The organism is Streptomyces longispororuber, from assembly GCF_014656095.1.
Lineage (GTDB): Bacteria > Actinomycetota > Actinomycetes > Streptomycetales > Streptomycetaceae > Streptomyces > Streptomyces longispororuber.
In genome coordinates this window covers 73,533-94,716 of sequence record NZ_BNBT01000009.1, presented here as the reverse complement: position 1 = coordinate 94,716, position 21,184 = coordinate 73,533, and the positions used below count along the sequence as shown (strand labels likewise).

17 protein-coding genes and 2 pseudogenes are annotated in these 21,184 nt (G+C 73.1%); 7 read left to right on the top strand and 12 right to left on the bottom strand.

Features of this window, described 5'->3' with window-relative positions; all coding sequences use genetic code 11:
- Window positions 1-2 precede the first annotated feature (2 nt).
- Both scpA and mutA read right to left on the bottom strand, forming a co-directional pair.
- Complete coding sequence (scpA, locus tag IE330_RS05325) at window positions 3-2,228, bottom strand: methylmalonyl-CoA mutase (RefSeq protein WP_190134676.1); 2,226 nt, start codon at window positions 2,226-2,228, stop codon at window positions 3-5.
- Window positions 2,225-4,078, bottom strand: a complete 1,854-nt coding sequence (gene mutA, locus IE330_RS05320; protein WP_190134675.1) for a methylmalonyl-CoA mutase small subunit — start codon at window positions 4,076-4,078, stop codon at window positions 2,225-2,227. Before mutA ends, scpA begins: the two co-directional genes overlap by 4 nt.
- Window positions 4,079-4,383: 305 nt before the next feature.
- Here mutA and IE330_RS05315 point away from each other — a divergent pair, with 305 nt between their 5' ends.
- From IE330_RS05315 to IE330_RS05300, 4 genes are all read left to right on the top strand, one after another.
- Window positions 4,384-5,631 carry an NAD-dependent epimerase/dehydratase family protein gene (locus IE330_RS05315; protein ID WP_190134674.1) on the top strand — a complete coding sequence of 416 codons (1,248 nt, stop codon included), beginning with the start codon at window positions 4,384-4,386 and terminating at the stop codon, window positions 5,629-5,631.
- 106 nt (window positions 5,632-5,737) lie between these two features.
- Entirely contained in the window at window positions 5,738-6,400 is a 663-nt protein-coding gene (locus tag IE330_RS05310) for an HhH-GDP family DNA glycosylase (protein ID WP_190134673.1), read from the top strand.
- A gap of 262 nt (window positions 6,401-6,662) precedes the next feature.
- Complete coding sequence (locus tag IE330_RS05305) at window positions 6,663-7,058, top strand: DUF2795 domain-containing protein (protein ID WP_190134672.1); 396 nt, start codon at window positions 6,663-6,665, stop codon at window positions 7,056-7,058.
- Window positions 7,059-7,278: 220 nt separating this feature from the next.
- Window positions 7,279-7,962: a response regulator transcription factor gene (locus tag IE330_RS05300; protein ID WP_190134671.1), complete on the top strand. Its 684-nt coding sequence runs from the start codon at window positions 7,279-7,281 to the stop codon at window positions 7,960-7,962.
- A 160-nt stretch (window positions 7,963-8,122) separates the two neighbouring features.
- On the opposite strand, the pseudogene IE330_RS05295 reads toward IE330_RS05300, so the two are convergent.
- Window positions 8,123-8,945 (bottom strand): annotated as a pseudogene (locus tag IE330_RS05295) (endonuclease/exonuclease/phosphatase family protein).
- Between the two features lie 469 nt (window positions 8,946-9,414).
- On the opposite strand from IE330_RS05295, the gene IE330_RS05290 reads away from it, so the two are divergent.
- Window positions 9,415-9,870, top strand: a complete 456-nt coding sequence (locus tag IE330_RS05290; RefSeq protein ID WP_190134670.1) for an SAV_915 family protein — start codon at window positions 9,415-9,417, stop codon at window positions 9,868-9,870.
- 17 nt (window positions 9,871-9,887) lie between these two features.
- The gene (gene lysA, locus IE330_RS05285) at window positions 9,888-11,282 is read left to right on the top strand and encodes a diaminopimelate decarboxylase (protein ID WP_373314571.1); all 1,395 of its coding nucleotides are present in this window, start codon (window positions 9,888-9,890) and stop codon (window positions 11,280-11,282) included.
- A 70-nt stretch (window positions 11,283-11,352) separates the two neighbouring features.
- Here lysA and IE330_RS05280 read toward each other — a convergent pair whose 3' ends face one another.
- Entirely contained in the window at window positions 11,353-11,988 is a 636-nt protein-coding gene (locus tag IE330_RS05280; RefSeq protein ID WP_190134669.1) for a response regulator, read from the bottom strand.
- The gene (locus IE330_RS05275) at window positions 11,988-13,130 is read right to left on the bottom strand and encodes a sensor histidine kinase (protein ID WP_190134668.1); all 1,143 of its coding nucleotides are present in this window, start codon (window positions 13,128-13,130) and stop codon (window positions 11,988-11,990) included. The genes IE330_RS05280 and IE330_RS05275 overlap by 1 nt, the downstream gene beginning before the upstream one ends.
- A 177-nt stretch (window positions 13,131-13,307) precedes the next feature.
- Between IE330_RS05275 and IE330_RS05270 the strand changes: the two genes are divergently transcribed.
- Entirely contained in the window at window positions 13,308-14,009 is a 702-nt protein-coding gene (locus IE330_RS05270) for a DedA family protein (protein WP_190134667.1), read from the top strand.
- A gap of 64 nt (window positions 14,010-14,073) precedes the next feature.
- Here the strand turns inward: IE330_RS05270 and purB are convergent, their stop codons facing one another.
- The 7 genes and pseudogenes from purB to IE330_RS05235 form a co-directional block, all read right to left on the bottom strand.
- The gene (gene purB, locus IE330_RS05265) at window positions 14,074-15,516 is read right to left on the bottom strand and encodes an adenylosuccinate lyase (RefSeq protein WP_190134666.1); all 1,443 of its coding nucleotides are present in this window, start codon (window positions 15,514-15,516) and stop codon (window positions 14,074-14,076) included.
- 134 nt (window positions 15,517-15,650) lie between these two features.
- The gene (locus IE330_RS05260; RefSeq protein ID WP_190134665.1) at window positions 15,651-16,421 is read right to left on the bottom strand and encodes an SDR family oxidoreductase; all 771 of its coding nucleotides are present in this window, start codon (window positions 16,419-16,421) and stop codon (window positions 15,651-15,653) included.
- Window positions 16,422-16,596: 175 nt separating this feature from the next.
- Window positions 16,597-17,442 carry an SGNH/GDSL hydrolase family protein gene (locus tag IE330_RS05255; RefSeq protein WP_190134664.1) on the bottom strand — a complete coding sequence of 282 codons (846 nt, stop codon included), beginning with the start codon at window positions 17,440-17,442 and terminating at the stop codon, window positions 16,597-16,599.
- 133 nt (window positions 17,443-17,575) lie between these two features.
- The gene (locus tag IE330_RS05250; protein WP_190134663.1) at window positions 17,576-17,737 is read right to left on the bottom strand and encodes a hypothetical protein; all 162 of its coding nucleotides are present in this window, start codon (window positions 17,735-17,737) and stop codon (window positions 17,576-17,578) included.
- Window positions 17,738-17,846: 109 nt separating this feature from the next.
- Window positions 17,847-18,860: a hemolysin family protein gene (locus IE330_RS05245; protein WP_190134662.1), complete on the bottom strand. Its 1,014-nt coding sequence runs from the start codon at window positions 18,858-18,860 to the stop codon at window positions 17,847-17,849.
- A complete protein-coding gene (locus tag IE330_RS05240) occupies window positions 18,857-20,299 on the bottom strand; it encodes a hemolysin family protein (RefSeq protein ID WP_190134661.1) in 1,443 nt (480 codons plus the stop codon). The genes IE330_RS05245 and IE330_RS05240 overlap by 4 nt, the downstream gene beginning before the upstream one ends.
- A gap of 302 nt (window positions 20,300-20,601) precedes the next feature.
- Window positions 20,602-21,048 (bottom strand): annotated as a pseudogene (locus IE330_RS05235) (GNAT family N-acetyltransferase); the annotation flags it as partial.
- Window positions 21,049-21,184: the final 136 nt, after the last annotated feature.

Sequence of the window (21,184 nt, the reverse complement as noted above, 5' to 3'; positions counted from 1 at the left end):
GCTCACTGCCCGGGCGCGGGTTCGGCGGGCAGCTCGTGGCCGAGGCTCCCGGCGAGCCGCCGTACCAGGTCGTACGCCGCGTCCGGGATGACCGTGCCGGGCGGGAACACCGCCGCCGCGCCCGCCTCGTGCAGGGCGTCCACGTCCTGCGGCGGGATCACACCACCGACCACGATCATGATGTCCTCGCGGCCCTCGGCGGCCAGCTCCTCCCGGAGCGCGGGCACCAGCGTCAGGTGCCCGGCCGCCAGCGAGGACACGCCGACGATGTGCACGTCCGCCTCGACGGCCTGCCGCGCCACCTCCGCGGGCGTCTGGAACAGCGGGCCGACGTCGACGTCGAACCCCAGGTCGGCGAAGGCCGAGGCGATGACTTTCTGGCCCCGGTCGTGGCCGTCCTGGCCCATCTTGGCGACCAGGATGCGCGGCCGGCGCCCCTCGGCCTCCTCGAAGGACTCCACCAGCGCACGGGTGCGCGACACGGACGGCGACGGGCCTGCTTCGGTGCGGTACACACCCGAGATCGTACGGATCTGGCCCGCGTGCCGCCCGTAGGCCTTCTCCAGGGCGTCCGAGATCTCGCCGACCGTCGCCTTCGCGCGGGCCGCGTCCACCGCGAGCGCCAGCAGGTTCCCCTCAAGGCCCGCGCCGGAGCCGCGCTCCGCCGCCGCCGTCAGCCTGGCGAGCGCGTCCTGGCAGGCCGCGTCGTCGCGCTCGGCGCGCAGCCGCCGCAGCTTCTCGATCTGCTGGGCCCGCACCGAGGAGTTGTCGACCTTGAGGACCTCGATCTGCTCGTCGGTGTCGACCCGGTACTTGTTCACGCCGATGACCGGCTGCCGCCCGGAGTCGATCCGCGCCTGCGTACGCGCCGCCGCCTCCTCCACGCGCAGCTTCGGGATGCCCGCGTCGATGGCCTGCGCCATGCCGCCCGCGGCCTCCACCTCCTGGATGTGCTGCCAGGCCCGCCGCGCCAGGTCGTGGGTGAGCCGCTCCACGTACGCGCTGCCGCCCCACGGGTCGATGACGCGGCAGGTGCCGGACTCCTGCTGGATGAGGAGCTGGGTGTTGCGCGCGATCCGCGCGGAGAAGTCCGTGGGCAGCGCCAGCGCCTCGTCGAGGGCGTTGGTGTGCAGCGACTGCGTGTGGCCCTGCGTCGCCGCCATGGCCTCCACGCACGTGCGCGTCACGTTGTTGAACACGTCCTGCGCCGTCAGTGACCAGCCCGATGTCTGCGAATGCGTACGCAGCGACAGCGACTTGGGGTTCCGCGGGTCGAACTGCTTGACCAGCTTCGCCCACAGCAGCCGCGCCGCCCGGAGCTTGGCGACCTCCATGAAGAAGTTCATGCCGATCGCCCAGAAGAACGACAGGCGCGGCGCGAACGCGTCCACGTCGAGCCCCGCCTCCCGCCCGGCCCGCAGGTACTCCACCCCGTCCGCGAGGGTGTACGCCAGCTCCAGGTCGGCCGTCGCCCCGGCCTCCTGGATGTGGTAGCCGGAGATCGAGATGGAGTTGTAGCGCGGCATCTTCTGCGAGGTGTACGCGAAGATGTCGGAGATGATCCGCATGGACGGCTTGGGCGGGTAGATGTAGGTGTTGCGGACCATGAACTCCTTGAGGATGTCGTTCTGGATGGTCCCCGCCAGCTTCTCCGGCGGCACGCCCTGCTCCTCGGCGGCGACGATGTACAGCGCGAGCACCGGGAGCACCGCGCCGTTCATCGTCATCGACACGGTCATCCGGTCCAGCGGGATGCCGTCGAAGAGCTGCCGCATGTCGTAGATCGAGTCGATGGCCACGCCCGCCATGCCGACGTCGCCGGTCACCCGCGGGTGGTCGCTGTCGTAGCCGCGGTGCGTGGGCAGGTCGAAAGCGACCGACAGGCCCTTCTGCCCGGCGGCCAGGTTGCGCCGGTAGAACGCGTTCGACTCCTCGGCCGTGGAGAACCCCGCGTACTGGCGGATCGTCCAGGGCTGGTTGACGTACATCGTCGGGTACGGGCCGCGCAGATACGGCGCGATGCCCGGGTACGTGCCCAGGAAGTCCAGGCCCTCCACGTCCGCGCCGGTGTACAGCGGCTTGACCGCGATGCCCTCCGGGGTCTCCCACAGCAGGTCGTCCGCGTCCTTGCCGGTCGCCGCCTCGACGGCGGCGCGCCACTGCTCGGCGGAGCCCCGCGGCGGCGCGTCCGCCTCCAGGCCGATGCCGGAGAAGTCGGGGATCGTCATGGCGCCACTCCCATGAGGTCGAGGGTGGAGGACAGGACGGCGACCGCGTCACAGCCCGCGAAGACGTACGCGTCCACGTCGCCGTACTCGCCGGGGCGCCCCGCGAGGAACACCCGCTCGGCGCCCGCCGCCTTCAGCGCGGCGGCCACGCCGGCCGCCTCCTGCGCGTACAGCGCGTCGCTGGAGCACAGGCACGCGACCTTCGCCCCGCTGGCCCGGAACGCCTCCGCGGCCGTGTCGGCGGTCACCGACACCGGGTCGTGGACGGGCTCGACCCCGCCCGCCTGGAACAGGTTCGCCGCGAACGCGGCCCGCGCCGTGTGCGCGGCGGCCGGGCCGAGCGCGGCCAGGAACACCCTCGGCCGGGCACCGGTCGCCGCCAGGTGCGCGTCCGAGCGGGCCCGCAGCGCCTCGTACGCCTCGTCGCGGCGCACCCGCGGCAGGCCGCCCGTCGGCCCGGCGGGCGCGGGCTCGCGCTCGACGGGCTTCTCCGCGAGGTTCGGGAACTCGCTCACGCCCGTGATCGGCTCCCGGCGCTTGGCCAGCTTCCTGCTCCGCTCGGCCCACGTCGCCGCGATCCGCTCGCCGAGCATGCCGGAGCGCAGCGCTGCCGCCTGGCCGCCCGCGCGCTCGGTCTCCTGGAAGAACGTCCAAGCGGCGTCCGCGAGTTCCGCGGTCAGCCGCTCCACGTACCAGGAGCCGCCCGCCGGGTCGACCACCCGCGCCAGATGCGACTCCTCCAGGAGGATCGTCGAGGTGTTGCGGGCGATGCGGCGCGCGAACGCGTCCGGCAGGCCCAGCGCGTGGTCGAACGGCAGCACCGTGACCGCGTCGGCGCCGCCCACACCTGCGGCCAGGCACGCCACCGTCGTCCGCAGCATGTTCACCCACGGGTCGCGGCGGGCCATCATCACCGGCGAGGTGACCACGTGCTGCCGCTGCGCGCCCGCGCCCGCGTCGCCGCTCGCCTCGGCCACCCGCGCCCACAGGCGCCGCGCGGCCCGCAGCTTGGCGATGGTCAGGAACTGGTCGGCGGTGGCCGCGTACCGGAACTCGAGCTGCGCGCACGCCTCTTGGAGCGTGAGCCCCGCCTCCATGAGCAGCCGCAGGTACGCCACGCCGGTGGCGAGCGACGCGCCCAGCTCCTGCGCGGCCGAACCGCCCGCCTCGTGGTACGGCAGCGCGTCCACGGTCAGCGCCCGCAGCCCGCCGTACTCGCGTCCCAGGCGCCGCGCGAGCTCCACGGCCGCGTCCGCGTCCAACTCCGCGCCCGTACGGGCCTCGTGGCCCAGCGGGTCGGCGCCCAGGTTGCCGCGCACGGCGCTCTTGGCGACGCCCGCCGCCTCGACGAGCCCGAGGAACGCGTGCGCCGCCGGCGCGTACTCCGCTCCGGCGTCCAGCACCACCGGCGCCAGGTCCAGGTACACGCCGTCGAGCGCCCGCTCCAGGCCGGACACGGGCAGCGCGTCCGGGCCGAGCGCCAGCCACAGCGACGTGACCCCGTTCTCCAGGTCGGCGAGGACGGACTCGTTCGTCCGCGCGGGATCGCCCGTCGCGTGCCGCTGCCGTACGTCCCAGCCGGTCGCGGCCCCGCCGACGGCGGAACCGCCCCGGACGAACGGCGCGAAACCCGGATGGCCGACGTCGGCCACGGCGTCACGGGCGGTGTACAGGGGCCGGGTGCTGAGCCCGTCCTCGAGCGCGGTGGACAGCGCTTCCTCGGCCGCCGCCCCCGATACGTCCTTGCCCGACTTGCGCAGTACGCCCTCCACCAGGCGCTGCCACTGCTCATGGGTCGCATCAGGGAAATCGGCGGCCAGCGAAAGCCCGTCGTCAGGCAGGACCGTCATGGTCCGATGCTAGGGCGGAATCGCTATGTCGGACCGGGGCACCGCTGTGACCTTGCACTCTTCACATCCTCTTGAACTCGGACGGGCGGGCCGGTATTGCCGGTCGTCACGCACCGGATCTCAGGGGTGACGTGGGGTCGCGCAGGGGTGTGGCTGTCGCGGGGTGCGGGGATAGTGGGAAGGGGGCGCGCGTGCGGAAGGCGTTCGCACCTCCGCCGCGTGGGGTGCCGCGCCAGGCGTTCCCTCCACCGCCGCGCGGGGTACTCGGGTGCGACCGACCCGAACTCTTCCGGAAGGAGCGGACGATGAGCTCCGACAGCGGCAGCGGACCCGGCGGCCCGGGCAAGCGGATCGTCGTCACCGGCGCCACCGGCAACGTGGGCCTGAGCGTGGTGCGCGCCCTCACCGCCGACCCGGCGGTGGACTCCGTCCTGGGCCTGGCCCGCAGACTGCCCGACGAGAAGACGGCTGGGGCCGAATGGGCGTCGGTGGACCTGGGGGCGCCGGTGGTTTTCGGGGCGTTGGGCGGGCATGGCGGCTCGGGCGGTACGGGCGGTACGGACGGCTGGGGTGGTCGAGGAGGCTCGGGTGGTCCGGGTGGTCCGGGTGGTCCGGGTGGCTCGGGCGGTCAGGTCGGCTCGGGCGGTCCGGGTGGCTCGGGCCGTCAGGGGGAACCCTTCAGGGGCGACCCCGGGCGGGCCGCCGTGGAGGAGCTCGCGGAGCACTTCGCGGGCGCCGACGCCGTCGTGCACCTCGCCTGGCAGCTCCAGCCCGCCCGGGACCCGGCCACCACTTGGCGGACCAACGTCCTCGGCAGCGTCCGCGTCTTCCGTGCCGTCGCCGCGGCCGGGGTGCCCGCCCTCGTGTACGCGTCGTCGGTCGGCGCCTACTCGCCCGGCCCCAAGGACAGGGCCGTCACCGAGGACTGGCCCACGCACGGCTGGCCCGAGGCGGCGTACTGCCGGGAGAAGGCCTACCTGGAGCGCGTCCTTGACGCCTTCGAGCGGGAGCACCCGCAGCTCCGCGTGGTGCGCATGCGGCCCGCCTTCCTGTTCAAGGAGGAGTCGGCGAGCCAGCAGCGCAGGCTCTTCGCCGGCCGCTTCAAGCCCGGGCAGCTCGCCCGGCCCGACCTGCTGCCCGTCCTGCCGGACATCCCCGGCCTGCGGATCCAGGCCCTGCACACCGAGGACGCCGCTCGCGCCTACCGCCTCGCCGCCCTCGGCGACGCGCGCGGCGCCTTCAACCTCGCCGCCGAGCCACCGCTGGACGCCCAGGTCCTCGGCGAGCTCTTCCACGCCCGCGTCGTACGGGTACCGCGCCGGGCGGCCCGGTCCGCGCTCGCGGCGGCCTGGGGACTGCGCCTCCTCCCGGCGTCCCCGCAGCTCTTCGACGCGGTCCTGCGACTGCCCGTGATGGACTGCGCCCGGGCCCGCACCGAACTGGGCTGGCGCCCCGAGCGCACCGCCACCGAAGCGGTCGAGGAGCTGCTGCACGGCATGCGCCACGGCGCCGGCGCGCCCACACCGCCGCTGACCGGGCGCACAGTGGGGTGACCCATATTCGCAGTGTCCGCAGTGTCCGCAGTGTCCGAGGTGGCCGCAGTGGCCGCAGTGGCCGCGGCGGCCGCAGAGGTCCGCGACCCGTCCGAGGAGGCCGGCCATGACCGGGCGACGGAGCCCAGACCCCGCACGGGTGGCGCGCACCCTGCTCGACGCGCACGGGGTCACGTACGCCGAGGAGGCCGGGATCCGGCTGCGCGACACGCCCCAGCCGCTGTACCAGCTCCTCGTCCTGACCGACCTGCTCAGCGCCCGCATCCGCGGCGCCACGGCCGTCGCGGCGGCCAAGGAGCTCTTCGCCGCCGGGATGCGCGACGCGCGGCGCATGGCCGAGGCGTCGTGGCAGCAGCGCGTGGACGCCCTGGGCCGGGGCGGTTACCGCCGCTACGACGAGCGTACGTCCACCCAGCTCGGCGACGGCGCGCTGCTCGTCCTGCGCGAGTACGGCGGCGACCTGCGGCGGCTGCGCGAACGCGCCGGCGACGACACCGCGGAGCTGAGCCGTCTGCTGCGGCAGGTGCCCGGCATCGGGCCGACCGGCGCCGACATCTACCTGCGCGAGGCCCAGGACGTCTGGCGGATCACCCCGTACTTCGACGCCAAGGCCCTGCGCGGAGCACACCGGCTCGGCCTGCCCGAGGACCCGCCGGACCTGGCGCGGCTGGTCCCGGACGACCGGTACGCGGCCTTCGCGGCGGCGCTGGTCCGCGTGGCCCTGGACAAGGCGGTGGCGGAGAGCGTACGGGAGCGGGCGAGCGCCTGACGGGGACGTGGTGCGCGCGGCGGCGGGGCGGGATTGGGGCAGAGCGGGATTGGGGCAGGGCGGCAGGACGGGGTGCCAGGGCAGGGTGGGGCGGCGGTGGGGCGCTCAGCGGTGGGCGCTCGTGGTGGGACGCGCGGCAACCCCGGGGCACAGCGTGACGCACGGTGATGCAGATGCCGATGCGGCCCGGTGTGGTTTGGCCCGGGGCTGCTGGGATACGCGACCGCCGGAACGATTACCGCAGAGCCGACGAGGAGCGAGGATGAGCGACCGGGGCCAGAACAAGACCGGAGCCCTGCGGGACGACGAGCTGAAGAAGGAGATGCGCGGCCACCTCCTGAGCGGCCACGAGACACGGACACACGAGGAACTGGAGCTGGAGCCGTCCAGCGAGGACCGGCCCGAGGCCGACCCGATTCCCGCACCGCCCCGCCCGGGCTCGACACCGCCCGGCATGACCCCCAGGGAAGTGGAACTCCGCGGCGAACTCGCCCGCCACCTGAACCGCCGCGTCTACCCCGCCCACCGCGACGAACTGGTACGCAGCCTCCGCGACAACCACGCACCGGACCGGCTCGTGGACCTCGCGACCCGGCTCCCCGCGGACCGCCGCTACGCCAACGCCCAGGAGATCGTCCGGGAGCTCGGCGCCGCGTGAGCACGCCCGGCGCCACGGGCCCGGCCCCCTGCCGCCCCCGGCACGTAAGGGTTGTGTCAACTCCCCGCGCACCGCCGTATGAGAGCTGTCAAGAGCGCCGACGGACAGGCGGGCGGACGCTTGGCTGCACGGGAACGCACTGGATCCGTGGGCCCGTTCCGCCTCCGCCGACGTCGGCCGTGGGCCTGGCCCGCCCGCACTGTCAGGAGGCGGCACACCGATGACCCGGGTGCTGGTGGTCGAGGACGACCCACAGCTCGTACGGGCTCTGGAGATCAACCTCAAGGCGCGCACGTACGCGGTGGACGCGGCGGTCGACGGGGCCACGGCCCGGCGGCTGGCCTCGGCACGGCCCCCGGACGTGGTGCTCCTCGATCTCGGGCTGCCCGACATGGACGGCCTCGACCTGATCGGCTGGTTACGCGGGTTCAGCCGCGCGCCGATCCTCGTCGTGTCCGCCCGCCAGGCCTCCGACGAGAAGGTCGCGGCGCTCGACGCGGGCGCCGACGACTACATCCCGAAGCCCTTCAGCATGGACGAGCTCCTCGCCCGGCTGCGCGCCGCGGCCCGCAGAACCCGGCCCACGGACGGCGACGAGCAGCCCGCGATCATCGAGACGCCGGGCTTCACCCTCGACCTGCCCGCCAAGAAGGCCCAGCGCGCGGGGCGCCCCGTACGCCTCACGCCGACCGAGTGGCACCTCCTGGAGGTCCTCGTCCGCCACCGTGGCCGCCTGGTCAGCCAGCAACAACTCCTCGGCGAGGTATGGGGCCCCACGCACCGCACCCGCACCAACTACCTCCGCGTCTACATGGCCCAGCTCCGCCGCAAACTCGAACCCGACCCGTCCCACCCACGGCACCTCATCACCGCACCTGGCATGGGGTACCGGTTCGAGGAGTGAGGGTCCCCGGGGGGAGGCGAGAGGGAAGGGAGGAAGGAGGAGGGGGGCGGGTGGCGCAGGGAGTGCGGGTGGGTGTGGTGGAGGGCATGACCACGGCCGCGGCCGCGGCTACGGCGGATGGTGGGGCTACGGCGGCGGGCGCGGGCGCGGCGGGACCGCTTCAGGCGTTGTCCGCCAGGTCGACCACCACCGCCGCGTGGTCCGACGGCCACACGCCGCCCACCGGCCCGTCCCCCGCACGCCGCACCGCGAGCACCCGCCCCAGACCGCCGGGGCCCGGCAACCCCACGTGCACGTAGTCAATCCGCACGCTCGGCCCGAAGGAGGCCGCCACATTCGGGTTCGCCATGTCCCAGGTCGCCGAGGGCGCACCCGGCTCCGCGTACTCCCAGGCGTCGATCAGGACGTGGCCGGGCACGGCGGGCGCCGTGCGGTACCCGCCGAGCAGCCGTATCTCGTCGGAGTCCGGAAACGCGTTGAAGTCACCCGTCACCACCGGCGGGAACGGTGTGCCCCCGCCCCGCTTCGCGACGAACTCCACGAGCGCGGCAACCTGTGCGCACCGCACCGCCGACGCGTACGGCGGCGAGGTCAGGTGCGTCGTGAAAAACGGTACGTCCCCTCCCGGCGCGGCCAGCCGCGTGAACAGCGCCGCCCGCCCGTCATCCGGCCCGTCCGGCGCGGGCAACTGCGCCACCGCGCGCTCCACGACCGGCCAGCGACTGAGCACGGCGTTGCCGAAGCCCGTCCCCGGCTCACCGGCCCGCCGCTGCCACTCCCCGGGCGCACGGGACGGCTCCCACGTCCAGTGCAGGCCCAGCGCTTCCGCAAGCCACCGCGCGAGGTTCTCACCGTCCCGTTCCCACACCTCCTGAAGGCCCACGACGTCGGGCCGCAGCTCCCGCAACACCGTGAGCAACGCCGCGCGCCGCCGCTCCCACGGCCCGAACCGCCACCACAGCGTTCCACGTCAACACCCGCACCGCGCCCTCCCCCCTTGTCCCTCTCGCCCTTTTGTCTCTCTGTCCCCTTGCCTAGTTGCCCCCTGGTTCCCTTGTCTCCTCACCTCTTTGTCGCCTTGTCCGCCACCGACCCCGCCGACCCCGCCGACCACTGAAGTCCAGGGCATCGACCACACCGACTGCATCGACCACAGCAACCACACCAACCCACGTGCACACGGCCCTTCGCGCCCCTTCGCGCGCGCCGCTCGCACGGCGGGTTCACTCGTTCCGGGCCCGTGGACCGGCGGATGCGTCAGCAGAGTGTCAGCGTGCGCCCGTTCCCCGTCAACGGAGCGTCATGGGTGGTCGGTTGGCACACCGTGCCGGGCATAACGTCACCATGTGCCCGGTGCCCGCCACCGGGCCCCAGGCGCCCTCGCCACCACTGAGCCCGTGGCGCCCCACGACTTACGAGGGCCTCGACCGAGGCCGCTCAAGGAGGAACCCCATGACTCGGCAACTGGTGTGCGGCGAAGACCCCGAGCCCGCCGAACGCGGCCCGGCCGGACCCCTGTTCGTCCCCGTCCGGCCGGGACCCGCGGGCTGCGTCGCCCGCCTGTTCCGCACCCCGCTCGGCGGTCGTACCGCCGTCGCCTTCACCTCGGCCCAGCGCCTGACGACCACGCTCGGCTCCCGCCAGCCCTGGATCCGTCTCTCCGAACCCGCGCTGCGAGCCCTCGCCGAACCCCTGGGCGTCGCCCTCGTCACTGTCGACCCACGTCTCACCGACGCCGCGCTGACCACCCCGCAGCCCTCGGCCCCCGCCGCCACTCCCGCCCCCGTACCCGCTGGGGCACCCCGTCGCACCACACCCTGGCGGGAACGGGACCCGCAGCCTGTGGCAGCCCTGCGCCCCACGGGAGCCACCGCCCTGGCCGGCGCACCGACCACCCGGCTCGGCTGAAACGGCGAGGTGACCACATGAAGACGACGAGGCCCCACGAGGAACCCGCCATGCCCCTGGCCGACCCGCCGACCGCCCGCACGCACACCACGCCCGACGCCCCCCTGGACACCGCCGACGACCTGACCGTCTGGCCGCACACCACCAGGCGCCTTCCCCACGGCGACCTCTCCGTCGGCGGCGTCGCCCTCACCGAGATAGCCGACCGCTTCGGCACCCCGGCCTACCTCTTGGACGAGGACGACGTCCGCGACCGCTGCCGCACCTACCTCCATGCCTTCCCCGACACCGACGTGCTGTACGCGGCCAAGGCGTTCCTGTGCCGCGCCATGGCCCACTGGGTCGCCCAGGAGGGCCTCGGCCTCGACGTGTGCTCCGCCGGCGAACTCGAACTCGCCGTCACCACCGGCTTCCCCGCCGACCGCATCCTCCTGCACGGCAACGCCAAGAGCCCCCAGGACCTGCACACGGCGCTGCGCCTCGGCGTCGGCCGCATCGTCATCGACAGTGCCTCCGAGATCGCCCGCCTCGCCGCGGCCGTGCCCCGCGGCAGCCGCCAGAAGGTCCTCGTACGGGTCGTGCCGGGCATCGCCGCGGGCGGCCACAGCAAGATCCGCACCGGCACCGAGGACCAGAAGTTCGGCCTGTCCATCACCGACGGCTCCGCCCAGCACGCCATCGCCCGCATTTTCGACCAGCCCGGCCTGGAGCTCGTCGGCCTCCACTGCCACCTCGGCTCCCAGATCACCACGGAGAAGCCCTACCTGTGCGCCGTACGGCGCCTCGTCGGGCTCATGGCACGCATCAAGGACCACCACGGCGTCACCCTGCCCGAACTGGACCTCGGCGGCGGCCACGGCATCGCCTACCGCCCCGGCGAGGACGCCCTCGACATCACCTCCCTCGCCCGCAAGGTCCGCGCCGAACTGACCGAGAGCTGCGCGGCCGCCGGCCTCCCCGTGCCCCGCCTGCTCGTTGAACCCGGCCGCGCCATCGCCGGACCCGCCGGTCTCGCCCTCTACCGCGTCCTGTCCGTGAAACGCACCGGGGACCGTACCTTCGTCGCCGTCGACGGCGGCATGAGCGACAACCCCCGGCCCGCCCTCTACGGGGTGCGCTACCTGCCGCGCCTCATCGGACGCCACTCGACGGCCGCCCCCGCCACCATGACCGTCGTCGGGCGGCACTGCGAAGCCGGTGACGTACTCGCCGCCGACATCGACCTGCCGGGCGACACCCGCCCCGGCGACCTCTTGGCCGTACCCGTGGCCGGCGCCTACCACCTGTCGATGGCCTCCGGCTACAACCTCGTCGGCCGCCCACCGGTCATCGCCGTCCAGAACGGCCACGCACGACTCCTGGTGCGCCGCGAGTCCCTGGAGGACTTCCGCAGCCGAGACGTCGGACTCTGACGCCCACGGGACGGGCCGCCGCTGCCCTGTCGTCCCCGGACGGCCCCTCCCCATGGCCCCCGACACCCTCTCACGACCCGAGGAACCGCAGGATCGCCAGAACCCGACGGCTGTACCCGGTCGCAGCCGTCAGCTCCAACTTGTCGAAGATCGCGTTCACATACTTCTCCACGGCACTCTGCGACACGTGCAACTGCTCCGCGATCGCCGCGTTCGTATGCCCCTGCGCCATCTTGCCGAGCACCTCACGCTCCCGGTCCGTCAACCGCGACAGCGGATCGGCATGACTGCTGAATGTCAGCAACTGGCGTACGACCTCCGGGTCGAAGGCGGTACGGCCCGCCCCCACCCGTTCGAGCGCGTCCAAGAACTCGTCGACCTGCACCACCCGGTCCTTCAGGAGGTAGCCGACACCCTCGGTGGCCGTCGTCAGCAAATCCGTCGCATACCGCCGCTCCACGTACTGCGACAACACCAGAACCCCCGTATCCGGCCACGAGCGGCGGATCTCCAGAGCCGCACGCAACCCCTCGTCGGTGTGGGTGGGCGGCATCCGGACATCGACCACCGCAGCGTCCGGCGGATCCGCCGCGATCGCGTCCAGCAGCGCCCGCGCGTCCCCCACGGACGCCGTCACCTCGTGCCCCTCGTCAGCGAGCAGCCGCGCCAACCCCTCACGCAGCAACGTCGAGTCGTCAGCGAGCATCACACGCACGGCAACTCCGCGGTAATCACAGTGGGACCTCCGGCCGGACTGGCCACACTGAACCTACCGTCCAACGCGGCGACTCGACGTGTCAGCCCCAGCAGGCCACCGCCTCCCGGATCGGCACCGCCCCGGCCGTCGTCCTCCACCCGCAGCCGCAACACCCCCTCGTCGTCCTGCGCGTGCACCGTGACCAGACTCGCCCCCGAGTGCTTCACCGCGTTCGTCACCGCCTCGGCGGCGACGAAGTACGCGACCGCCTGGGCCGCCTGCGGCGGCGCGACCCGCAGCTCGCAGTCCAGCCGCACCGGTATCGCGGACCGCTCCGCGACCGTCTCCAGAGCGGCGGCCAGCCCGCCCTCGTCCAGCGCCGCCGGATACACACGCCACGCCACCTCCCGCAGCTCCACCAGTGCCTGCTGACTCTCCTCGTGCGCCTGCCGCAGCAGCGCCGCCGACTTCTCCGGGTCCGGCGTCCGCCGCGCCCGACCGAGGAGCATGCCCAGGGCGACCAGGCGCTGCTGCACCCCGTCGTGCAGGTCCCGCTCGATGCGACGCCGCTCGTCGTGCACGGCCTCCACGACCCCGGCCCGGCTCTCCGCCAGCTCCCCGATGCGGAGCTGCATCCGCTGGCGGACGCTCGGACCCAGGAAGTGCCGGGCCAGCCGCTCGTCCATCAATGCCACCGCCCGCAGGCCCTGCGCGGACAGGAACAGCAGGAACAGTCCGCCGAAACCGGAAAGCCCCATGGTCACCACCCATCTGCTCAGGTCGACCGCGACCCAGCCCCACAGCAGCAACGAGGCATAAGCACCACCGACCAGGGCGCAGAACAGGACCATTCCCCCGAGCAGCCCCACCGGCCAGCGCGTGGCCACGAAAGCGAGCGCGGACGCGCCCTTCGTCGGCGGGGCTATCTCCGCGCCGTACCATCGGGCCATCCGGCACCGCTGCCCCTCCGCCCACGCACGGGCGACCCGGGCCAGCAGCCCCCGCTCGCCGCGCCCCGCGCCCGACCGCCCGAGCGTCAGGAGCAGCCAGAGGCCCGACGCCAGAGTGAGCAGCAACTCGGCGACGGCGCTGAGGAGTCCGAGCAGCACGCCCACGGCGACGCGCAGCCGGCGACTGAGAAAGCTTCGCATGCTTGATCACGCTAGCCGAGCGGCGGTCACGGCGGACTGCGGAAAACCGCACAGCTCACTGCGGGCCACCGCAGACCTCGGCTACGGCGCCCCGCAGGGCTCCACTGCGGCCGCCCACAGGGAAGTCTGCGGCATCCTTCATACCGCCGTGGCCTGCACCTTCGTACCGTCGTATGCATGATCCTCATTGCCGAGCGCGCACTCGCCGCGCACCTGACCACCACCCACGCCGCAGGCTCCTCCGAAGCCCCCGCGGGCGGTATCGCGGGCTGGGCCGCCGACCTCATGGACTCCCTGGGCGCGGCGGGCGCGGGCGCGGCCGTGGCACTGGAGAACCTCTTCCCGCCCCTGCCCAGTGAAGTGATCCTGCCGCTCGCCGGGTTCGCCGCGAGCCAGGGCAAGTTCAGCCTGCTCGCGGCCCTGCTGTGGACCACGGCCGGTTCCGTCGTGGGAGCCCTCGCGCTCTACGCGATCGGGGCCCTCCTCGGCCGCGACCGCACCATCGCCATAGCCGCCCGGCTGCCACTGGTGAAGACGTCCGACATAGAGAAGACAGAGGCGTGGTTCACCCGTCACGGCACCAAAGCCGTGTTCTTCGGCCGCATGGTGCCGATCTTCCGCAGCATGATCTCGATACCGGCGGGCATCGAGCGCATGCCGCTCCCCGTCTTCCTCGGCCTGACCACTGCGGGCAGCCTGATTTGGAACGGCGTGTTCGTGCTCGTCGGCCATGCCCTCGGCAGCCGCTGGCACGAGGTCACGGACCTGGTCGGTCTCTACTCCAAGGCCGTGCTCGTCGTGGTGGCCCTCGTCGTCCTGGTCTTCGTCGTGGTGCGCATACGCACAGCGGGCCGCGGCACGCACCGGGCACGGAGCTGACCGTGCCGGGCGCGCGCACCACGGCCCGCCGACCGACGCCACGCGACACGCGCGGCGTCACGCCTCAGAGGATCGCGCCAGGCGTGTACGCGGCGGCCTCGGGACGCTCCTTGAGCACCGCTTCGATCTGGGCGACAACCGCGGCGACCTGGTCGCCGGCCGCGCCGGTGAACGACAGCTTGTCGGCCATCAGCTCATCGAGCTGCCCCCGGTCCAGCGGGATACGGGAGTCCGCGGCCAGCTTGTCGAGGAGCTCGTTCCGCTCGACGCCCTGCTCACGCATCGCGAGAGCGGCGGCGACGGCGTTCTCCTTGATCGCCTCGTGCGCCTCCTCGCGGCCCACGCCCGCCCGCACCGACGCCATCAGCACCTTGGTGGTCGCCAGGAACGGCAGATAGCGGTCCAGCTCACGGGCGACGACGGCGGGGAACGCGCCGAACTCGTCGAGCACCGTCAGGAACGTCTCGAGCAGTCCGTCCAGCGCGAAGAAGGCGTCGGGCAGGGCCACGCGGCGGACGACGGAGCAGGACACGTCGCCCTCGTTCCACTGGTCGCCCGCGAGTTCGGCGGTCATGGAGGCGTAGCCGCGCAGGATGACCGTCAGGCCGTTGACGCGCTCGCACGACCGGGTGTTCATCTTGTGCGGCATGGCGGACGAGCCGACCTGGCCGGGCTTGAAGCCCTCGGTGACCAGCTCGTGCCCGGCCATCAGACGGACCGTCTTCGCCAGGGACGACGGCGCGGCGGCGAGCTGCACGAGGGCGGTGACGACCTCGTAGTCGAGAGAGCGCGGGTAGACCTGGCCGACGGAGGTGAAGGCGCGGTCGAAGCCCAGGTGTGTGGCGATGCGGCGCTCGAGGTCGGCGAGCTTGCCGGCATCGCCGCCAAGGAGGTCGAGCATGTCCTGCGCGGTGCCGACGGGGCCCTTGATGCCGCGCAGCGGATAGCGGGAGAGGAGATCCTCCAGGCGCCGGTAGGCGACGAGCAGCTCGTCGGCGGTGGTGGCGAAGCGCTTGCCGAGGGTGGTCGCCTGCGCGGCGACGTTGTGGGAGCGGCCCGCCATGACCAGCTCGGCGTACTCACCCGAGAGACGGCCGAGCCGCGCGAGCACCGCCACGGTGCGGTCGCGCACCAGCTCCAGGGAGAGCCGGATCTGGAGCTGCTCCACGTTCTCCGTCAGGTCGCGGGAGGTCATGCCCTTGTGGACGTGCTCGTGACCGGCGAGAGCGTTGAACTCCTCGATCCGGGCCTTCACGTCGTGGCGCGTGACCTTCTCGCGCTCGGCGATGGAGGCGAGGTCGACCTGGTCGAGGACACGCTCGTAGTCGGCGAGCGCCGTGTCCGGCACCTCGATGCCGAGGTCCTTCTGCGCCCGCAGCACAGCGAGCCAGAGCCGACGCTCCAGCTTGACCTTCTGCTCGGGCGACCAGAGCGTGGCGAGCTCGGTGGAAGCGTAACGCCCGGCGAGGACGTTCGGGATACGGGGCTTAGCAGGCGCAGCAGTCACAGTCGGCCATTCTACTGGCGGTTTCTGCAGGCCAGCGCCATGGCTGGGTTCGTCTGAACCTACGAGGGGGCGGGGAGGAGGGGAGGGGGGAGGGGGAGGGGGGCCCACCCGAGGGGCCGCACCTTAGGCAGCGGTCAGCGCAAGGTGTAGCCGCCGTCCGGATACACAGTCGAGCCCGTCGTGTAGCCGTTGCCGAAGAGGTACAGGATGGCGTGGGCGATTTCGTCCTCGGTGGCCAGGCGGTGCAGGAGGGTGTCGCGGCGGTACTGGGCGAAGGCTTGTTCGCGGGCTTCGGCGGGGCGGCCCTGCCAGAGGTTGCCGTCGACGGTGCCGGGGGAGACGACGTTGACGCGGACGGGGGCGAGTTCGACGGCGAGGCCGCGGCCGAGGCCTTCGAGGGCGGCGTTGCAGGCGGCGTAGGCCGGGGCGGGGCCCGGAGGGCGGGCGCCGGCGGCGCCGGACATCAGGACCACGGAGCCGTCGGCCGCGAGCTTGGGCGCGGCGAGCCGCACGGCGTGGTACTGGCCCCAGAACTTGGACACGAAGGGGCTCTCGGCGTCTTCGTCGCTCAGCTCCAGCATGGGGCCGACCTGGTAGGTGCCCGCTGTGGTGAGGAGGTGGTCGACGCGTTCCAAAGGCTCGAAGAAGGCGGCGAGGGACGGGCGGTCGGTGACGTCCACCGTGCGCCAGGTCGCCGCGTCGCCCAGGGACCGGGCCGCCGTGGCGAGACGTTCTGCGGACCGTCCGCCGAGCACCACCCGGGCCCCGCCCGCCACCGCCTGGTGGGCGACGCGCAGCCCGATGCCGGAGGCGCCGCCGATCAGGACGACGGTGCGGTCGCGCAAACCGTGCGCAGCGGTTCCGACGGAGGGGGTGGGGCCGGGAACGGGAGGTGGAGTGGTCATGGGGCGTTCCTTGGCGTGGGGGCGTCGAGGCAAGTTGATCACTACTGCCTTGTCGCCAACTGCCCTCTCCTCGCGGCTATTCCGGCGGACCTTCCCCTCGGCCGATCGTCCGGTGGGACCTTCCCCCTCCCCGCGGTTGTCGGGCGGGCGGGCGGAACGGACGGCGGGCGCGGGCTCAGGCCGGGCCCGGCTCCACGCGCTGCCAGTCCTGGACCGGGCCGGGTTTCGTGTGGTCGGTCGGCGTGACCCAGAAGGCGCGGCCCGTGGTCGGGTCCACGTGGGCGCCCGTCCGGCCGTCGCCGGAGGAGCGGCCGGTGAGGCGGCGGCCGATCCAAGGGCCCAGGTGCTGCCGGGCGAAGCGCACGTCGGCGACGCGCCGTGATGCCCAGGCGGGCCGGACACCGAGGGGCAGCGGGGTCCGCCAGTCCTCCTCTGCGGCGTGGCCGAGCGTCTGCCACACCGCCTCGGCGACCCTGCGGTGCCCCTCCGCCGTCAGGTGCAGCCGGTCCACGTCCCAGAGTCGCTGGTCGCCGAGGGACGCCGCCCCGTACAGGTCGACGACGACCGCGCCGTGGCGGTCCGCGAGGTCGTCGACGTACGAGAACAGTTGCTCCATGCGCGGGCGGAAGCGTTCCAGGACGGGGCCTTGGCGGCCCGGGCTGCGCATCAGGACGAGCTGCTTGCAGGACGGGGCGAGGGTCTCCACGGCCTGTTCGAGCAGGGCGCGTACGCGGCCCATGTCGCACTTGGGCCGCAGCGTGTCGTTCAGGCCGCCCACCAAGGTGATCACGTCGGCGCCGAGCGCGGCGGCCATGCCGACCTGCTCCTCGACGATCTGCCCGATGAGCTTGCCGCGCACGGCCAGGTTGGCGTACCGGAAGCCGGGGGTGCGGGCGGCGAGGCGCTCGGCCAGGATGTCCGCCCAGCCGCGGTAGCTGCCGTCCGGCAGCAGGTCGGACATGCCCTCCGTGAAGGAGTCGCCGACCGCGACGAGGCTCGTGTACTTGGCATTGATCTCCATGGCGGCATCGATGGTAACGCGCCCCGCCGACCGACGACCGGGGGGCCGCCGGCACCTTTCCCACACCCCGGGCCCGGCACTCCAGCCCTGGCACCTCGGGCCCCGGCACCCCCAGCCGTGGAACCCCGGGCCCTCACGGCAGCGGCAGTGGCAGCGACGGCAGCAGTGGCGGCGGCAGCAGCAGCGGCAGCGGCGACAGCGGCAGCGACAGCGACGGCGGCAGTGGCAGCGACAGCAGCGGCAGCAGCAGTGACAGCGGCAGCGGCGCGGAACCCGTCCCGGACCCCGGCCCCACCACCGAGCCCCCGAACGGCGACGGCCGCGCCCCCGTCCTGTGACGGAAGCGCGGCCGAGCCCCACACACGCCGCGGTCAGGGCCTCTCACGCGGCCGGCCCGTGCGTCCTCACACCGGCTGCCCGAACAGCTCCCGCAGCACGTCCTCCATGGTGACCATCCCGGCCAGGCGGCCGTCGGCGCCGAGGACGGCTGCCACGTGCGTGCGGCTGCCCCGCATGGCGGAGAGCACGCCGTCCAGCGGCGTCGTCTCGCGGACCCGCGCGATCTGCCGCATGTCCGCCACCCGGAACGGCAGGTCGCGCGGCGTCACCTCCAGAGCGTCCTTCACGTGCAGATAGCCGACGATGCGCCGGCCCTCGTCCACGACGGGGAAGCGCGAGAAGCCGGACTCGGCGGACAGGCGTTCCAACTGCTCGGGGGTGACGCCGACGCGGGCGTACACCACCCGCTCCAGGGGCAGCACCACGTCCCGCACCGGGCGGCGGCCCAGCTCAAGGGCGTCGTGCAGCCGTTCCTGCGCGCGGTCGTCGATGAGCCCAGCCTCGCTGGAGTCCTGCACCATGCGAGCCAGCTCGGCGTCCGAGAAGGTGGCCGCGACCTCGTCCTTCGTCTCGACGCGCAGCAGCTTCAGGATGCCGTTGGCGAACGCGTTGATCGTGAAGACCAGCGGGCGCACCGCGCGGGCCAGCGTCACCAGCGGCGGGCCGAGGAGCAGCGCGCTGCGCACCGGCTCGGCGAGCGCGACGTTCTTCGGGATCATCTCGCCCAGCAGCATGTGCAGGTACGTCGCCACGGCCAGCGCGATGACGAACGAGATGGGGTGGATCAGTCCGTGCGGTACGCCCACCGCGTCGAACAGCGGCTCAAGGAGGTGCGCGATCGCGGGTTCGGCGACGACACCGAGCACCAGGGTGCACAGGGTGATGCCGAGCTGCGCCGCCGCCATCAGCGCGGAGACGTGCTGCAGACCCCACAGCACGCTCTTGGCGCGCCGGTCGCCCTCCTCGGCGTAGGGCTCGATCTGGCTGCGGCGTACGGAGATCAGCGCGAACTCGGCGCCCACGAAGAAGGCGTTGACGACGAGCGTCGCCAGGCCGATCAGTAGCTGGACGGCGGTCATCGGCCCTCCGCCCCCTTCCCGTCGTGTCCGGCCTTCAGGCCGCGCCCGGCGGCCTTCCGGGACCTGTCGTCATCACTGGCGTCGTCCCCGTGCCTGTGCCCATACCCGTCGCCGTCGCCGTCGCCGTCGTTCTCGGGGGGCGGCGCGTGCATCAGCACGCGCGCGGCGCGGCGGCCGCTGGCGTCCACGACCTCCAGGTGCCAGCCGCCGACCTCGACGTGGTCGCCGACGGCGGGGATGCGGCCCAGCTCGGTCGCGACGAGCCCGGCGAGCGTCTCGTACGGGCCGTCGGGCGCGCGCAGGCCCACGCGGGCCAGTTCGTCGGTGCGGGCGGCGCCGTCCGCCGAGTACAGCGTCCGGCCGTCGGCGTCGGTGCCGGCGGCGGCCAGGTCGGGCGTCTCGTGCGGGTCGTGCTCGTCGTGCACCTCGCCGACGACCTCCTCGACGATGTCCTCCAGCGTCGCGACCCCGGCCGTGCCGCCGTACTCGTCGATGACGACGGCCATGGTGCGCTTGCCGGAGAGCCGGTCGAGGAGCCGGTCGACGGTCAGGGACTCCGGTACGAGCAGCGGCTCGCGCATGAGTTCCCTGACGGGTACGCGGGGCCTGCGCTCGGCGGGCAGCGCGATGACGTCCTTGATGTGGACGACGCCGACGACCCGGTCGAGCGAGCCCTGGTAGACGGGGAAGCGGGACAGGCCGCTCGCGCGGGTCGCGTTCGCGACGTCCTGGCAGGTGGCCTGGGCCTCCAGGGCCATGACCTGGACGCGCGGCGTCATCACGTTCTCGGCGGTGAGGTCGGCGAGGTTCAGCGTACGCATGAACCGCTCGGCGGCCTCGGCCTCCAGGGCGCCCTCCTTCGCGGAGTGCCGGGCGAGGGCCGCGAGCTCCTTGGGGCCGCGCGCGGAGGCCAGCTCCTCGGCGGGCTCCAGGCCCATACGGCGTACGGCGCGGTTCGCGGTGTTGTTCAGGTGCGTGATGAAGGGGCGGAAAGCGGCGCTGAAGACCCGCTGGAAGGTCGCGACGCGCTTGGCGATGGGCAGCGGCGAGGAGATCGCCCAGTTCTTGGGCACCAGCTCGCCGACGACCATGAGGAAGACGGTGGAGAGCGCCGTGCCGATCACGAGGGCGACGCTCGACGCGGCCCCGTCGGGGACGCCGACGGCGGCGAGCGGGCCCTCGATGAGGTCGCCGATCGCCGGTTTGGCCAGCATGCCGACGACCAGGCCGGTCACGGTGATGCCGAGCTGCGCGCCGGAGAGCTGGAACGTGAGGTTCTTGACCGCCTTGAGCGCGCTCGTGGCGCCGCTCTCGCCGCGGTCGACCGCACGCTCCAGTTCGCTGCGTTCGACGGTCGTGAGCGAGAACTCCGCCGCGACGAAGAGGCCGCACGCGAGCGACAGCAGTACCGCCACCAGGAGAAGGAGCACTTCGGTCATCGGGTCACCTCCGTCCCATGATCGGTCAGGGGCGTGGTGAATGCGCGATGTCGGGTACTGGGAGGCTCGCCCATGGGCGGACGCTCACACCTTTCGTTGGGGGTGACAGAGGTTCTTCTATGGTAAAGGATCGGCAAAGCAGTAGCGGAGCGTCACGTTCTGTGGTCGACGTCACCTTCCGTGCTCACCGGTGCGACGCTCTACTCAGGCAGCGGCTCTACTCAGGCAGCGGCTCTACTCAGGAAGTAGCTCCACTCGGGAAGTGGCTCCACTCGGGAAGTGGCTCCACGCGGGAATCGGCTCTACTCGGGGAGCGGCTTCACCCAGCGGCTCCACTGCGGCTCGGGCGCGTACCCGGCGGCGTGCCAGGTGTGGTGGGCCCGCTCGTTGCGGTCCAGCACCATCGCGTCGGCGCGGCGCCCGCCGAGCGCGGCGAACCGCTCCTCCGCCGCGGTGAGCAGCGCCGAGCCGATGCCGCGCCGCCGCCGGTCCGGGTGGACGGCGAGCCGGTACAGATGGCAGCGCCAGCCGTCGAAGCCCGCGATCACCGTGCCCACGAGGTCGCCGTCGCACTCGGCGAGCAGCAGGGCCTCGGGGTCGCGCGCCACGAGCCGCTCCACCCCCGTACGGTCGTCGCTGATGCTGGTGCCTTCCGCGGCCACCTTCCAGAAGGCGAGCACCGCGTCCAGGTCGTCGGCCGAGGCGGGGCGTATGCGTGGGTCGTTCATGCCCCGCATCTCATCACCGCGCCTCCTCCCGCCACCCGTGTTTCCACGATCCGGACAGCCCCACGTCGTCCCGCGCCCGCCGCCGCCATGCCCTCATGCGCACGCCGGTACCCGTACGCGCACGGCGTATGCACGCGGTACGCCACTCCGGCGCGGC

What these genes read in the sequence shown, in the direction of transcription:
- IE330_RS05280 (WP_190134669.1), bottom strand. Translation starts at nt 11,988, where the DNA reads ATGCTCGCTGACGACTCGACGTTGCTGCGTGAGGGGTTGGCGCGGCTG.
- IE330_RS05260 (WP_190134665.1), bottom strand. Translation starts at nt 16,421, where the DNA reads ATGACCACTCCACCTCCCGTTCCCGGCCCCACCCCCTCCGTCGGAACC.
- mutA (WP_190134675.1), bottom strand. Translation starts at nt 4,078, where the DNA reads ATGACGGTCCTGCCTGACGACGGGCTTTCGCTGGCCGCCGATTTCCCT.
- IE330_RS05305 (WP_190134672.1), top strand. Translation starts at nt 6,663, where the DNA reads ATGAGCGACCGGGGCCAGAACAAGACCGGAGCCCTGCGGGACGACGAG.
- IE330_RS05275 (WP_190134668.1), bottom strand. Translation starts at nt 13,130, where the DNA reads ATGCGAAGCTTTCTCAGTCGCCGGCTGCGCGTCGCCGTGGGCGTGCTG.
- IE330_RS05270 (WP_190134667.1), top strand. Translation starts at nt 13,308, where the DNA reads ATGATCCTCATTGCCGAGCGCGCACTCGCCGCGCACCTGACCACCACC.
- scpA (WP_190134676.1), bottom strand. Translation starts at nt 2,228, where the DNA reads ATGACGATCCCCGACTTCTCCGGCATCGGCCTGGAGGCGGACGCGCCG.
- IE330_RS05245 (WP_190134662.1), bottom strand. Translation starts at nt 18,860, where the DNA reads ATGACCGCCGTCCAGCTACTGATCGGCCTGGCGACGCTCGTCGTCAAC.
- IE330_RS05290 (WP_190134670.1), top strand. Translation starts at nt 9,415, where the DNA reads ATGACTCGGCAACTGGTGTGCGGCGAAGACCCCGAGCCCGCCGAACGC.
- lysA (WP_373314571.1), top strand. Translation starts at nt 9,888, where the DNA reads ATGAAGACGACGAGGCCCCACGAGGAACCCGCCATGCCCCTGGCCGAC.
- IE330_RS05255 (WP_190134664.1), bottom strand. Translation starts at nt 17,442, where the DNA reads ATGGAGATCAATGCCAAGTACACGAGCCTCGTCGCGGTCGGCGACTCC.
- IE330_RS05310 (WP_190134673.1), top strand. Translation starts at nt 5,738, where the DNA reads ATGACCGGGCGACGGAGCCCAGACCCCGCACGGGTGGCGCGCACCCTG.
- IE330_RS05315 (WP_190134674.1), top strand. Translation starts at nt 4,384, where the DNA reads ATGAGCTCCGACAGCGGCAGCGGACCCGGCGGCCCGGGCAAGCGGATC.
- IE330_RS05300 (WP_190134671.1), top strand. Translation starts at nt 7,279, where the DNA reads ATGACCCGGGTGCTGGTGGTCGAGGACGACCCACAGCTCGTACGGGCT.
- IE330_RS05240 (WP_190134661.1), bottom strand. Translation starts at nt 20,299, where the DNA reads ATGACCGAAGTGCTCCTTCTCCTGGTGGCGGTACTGCTGTCGCTCGCG.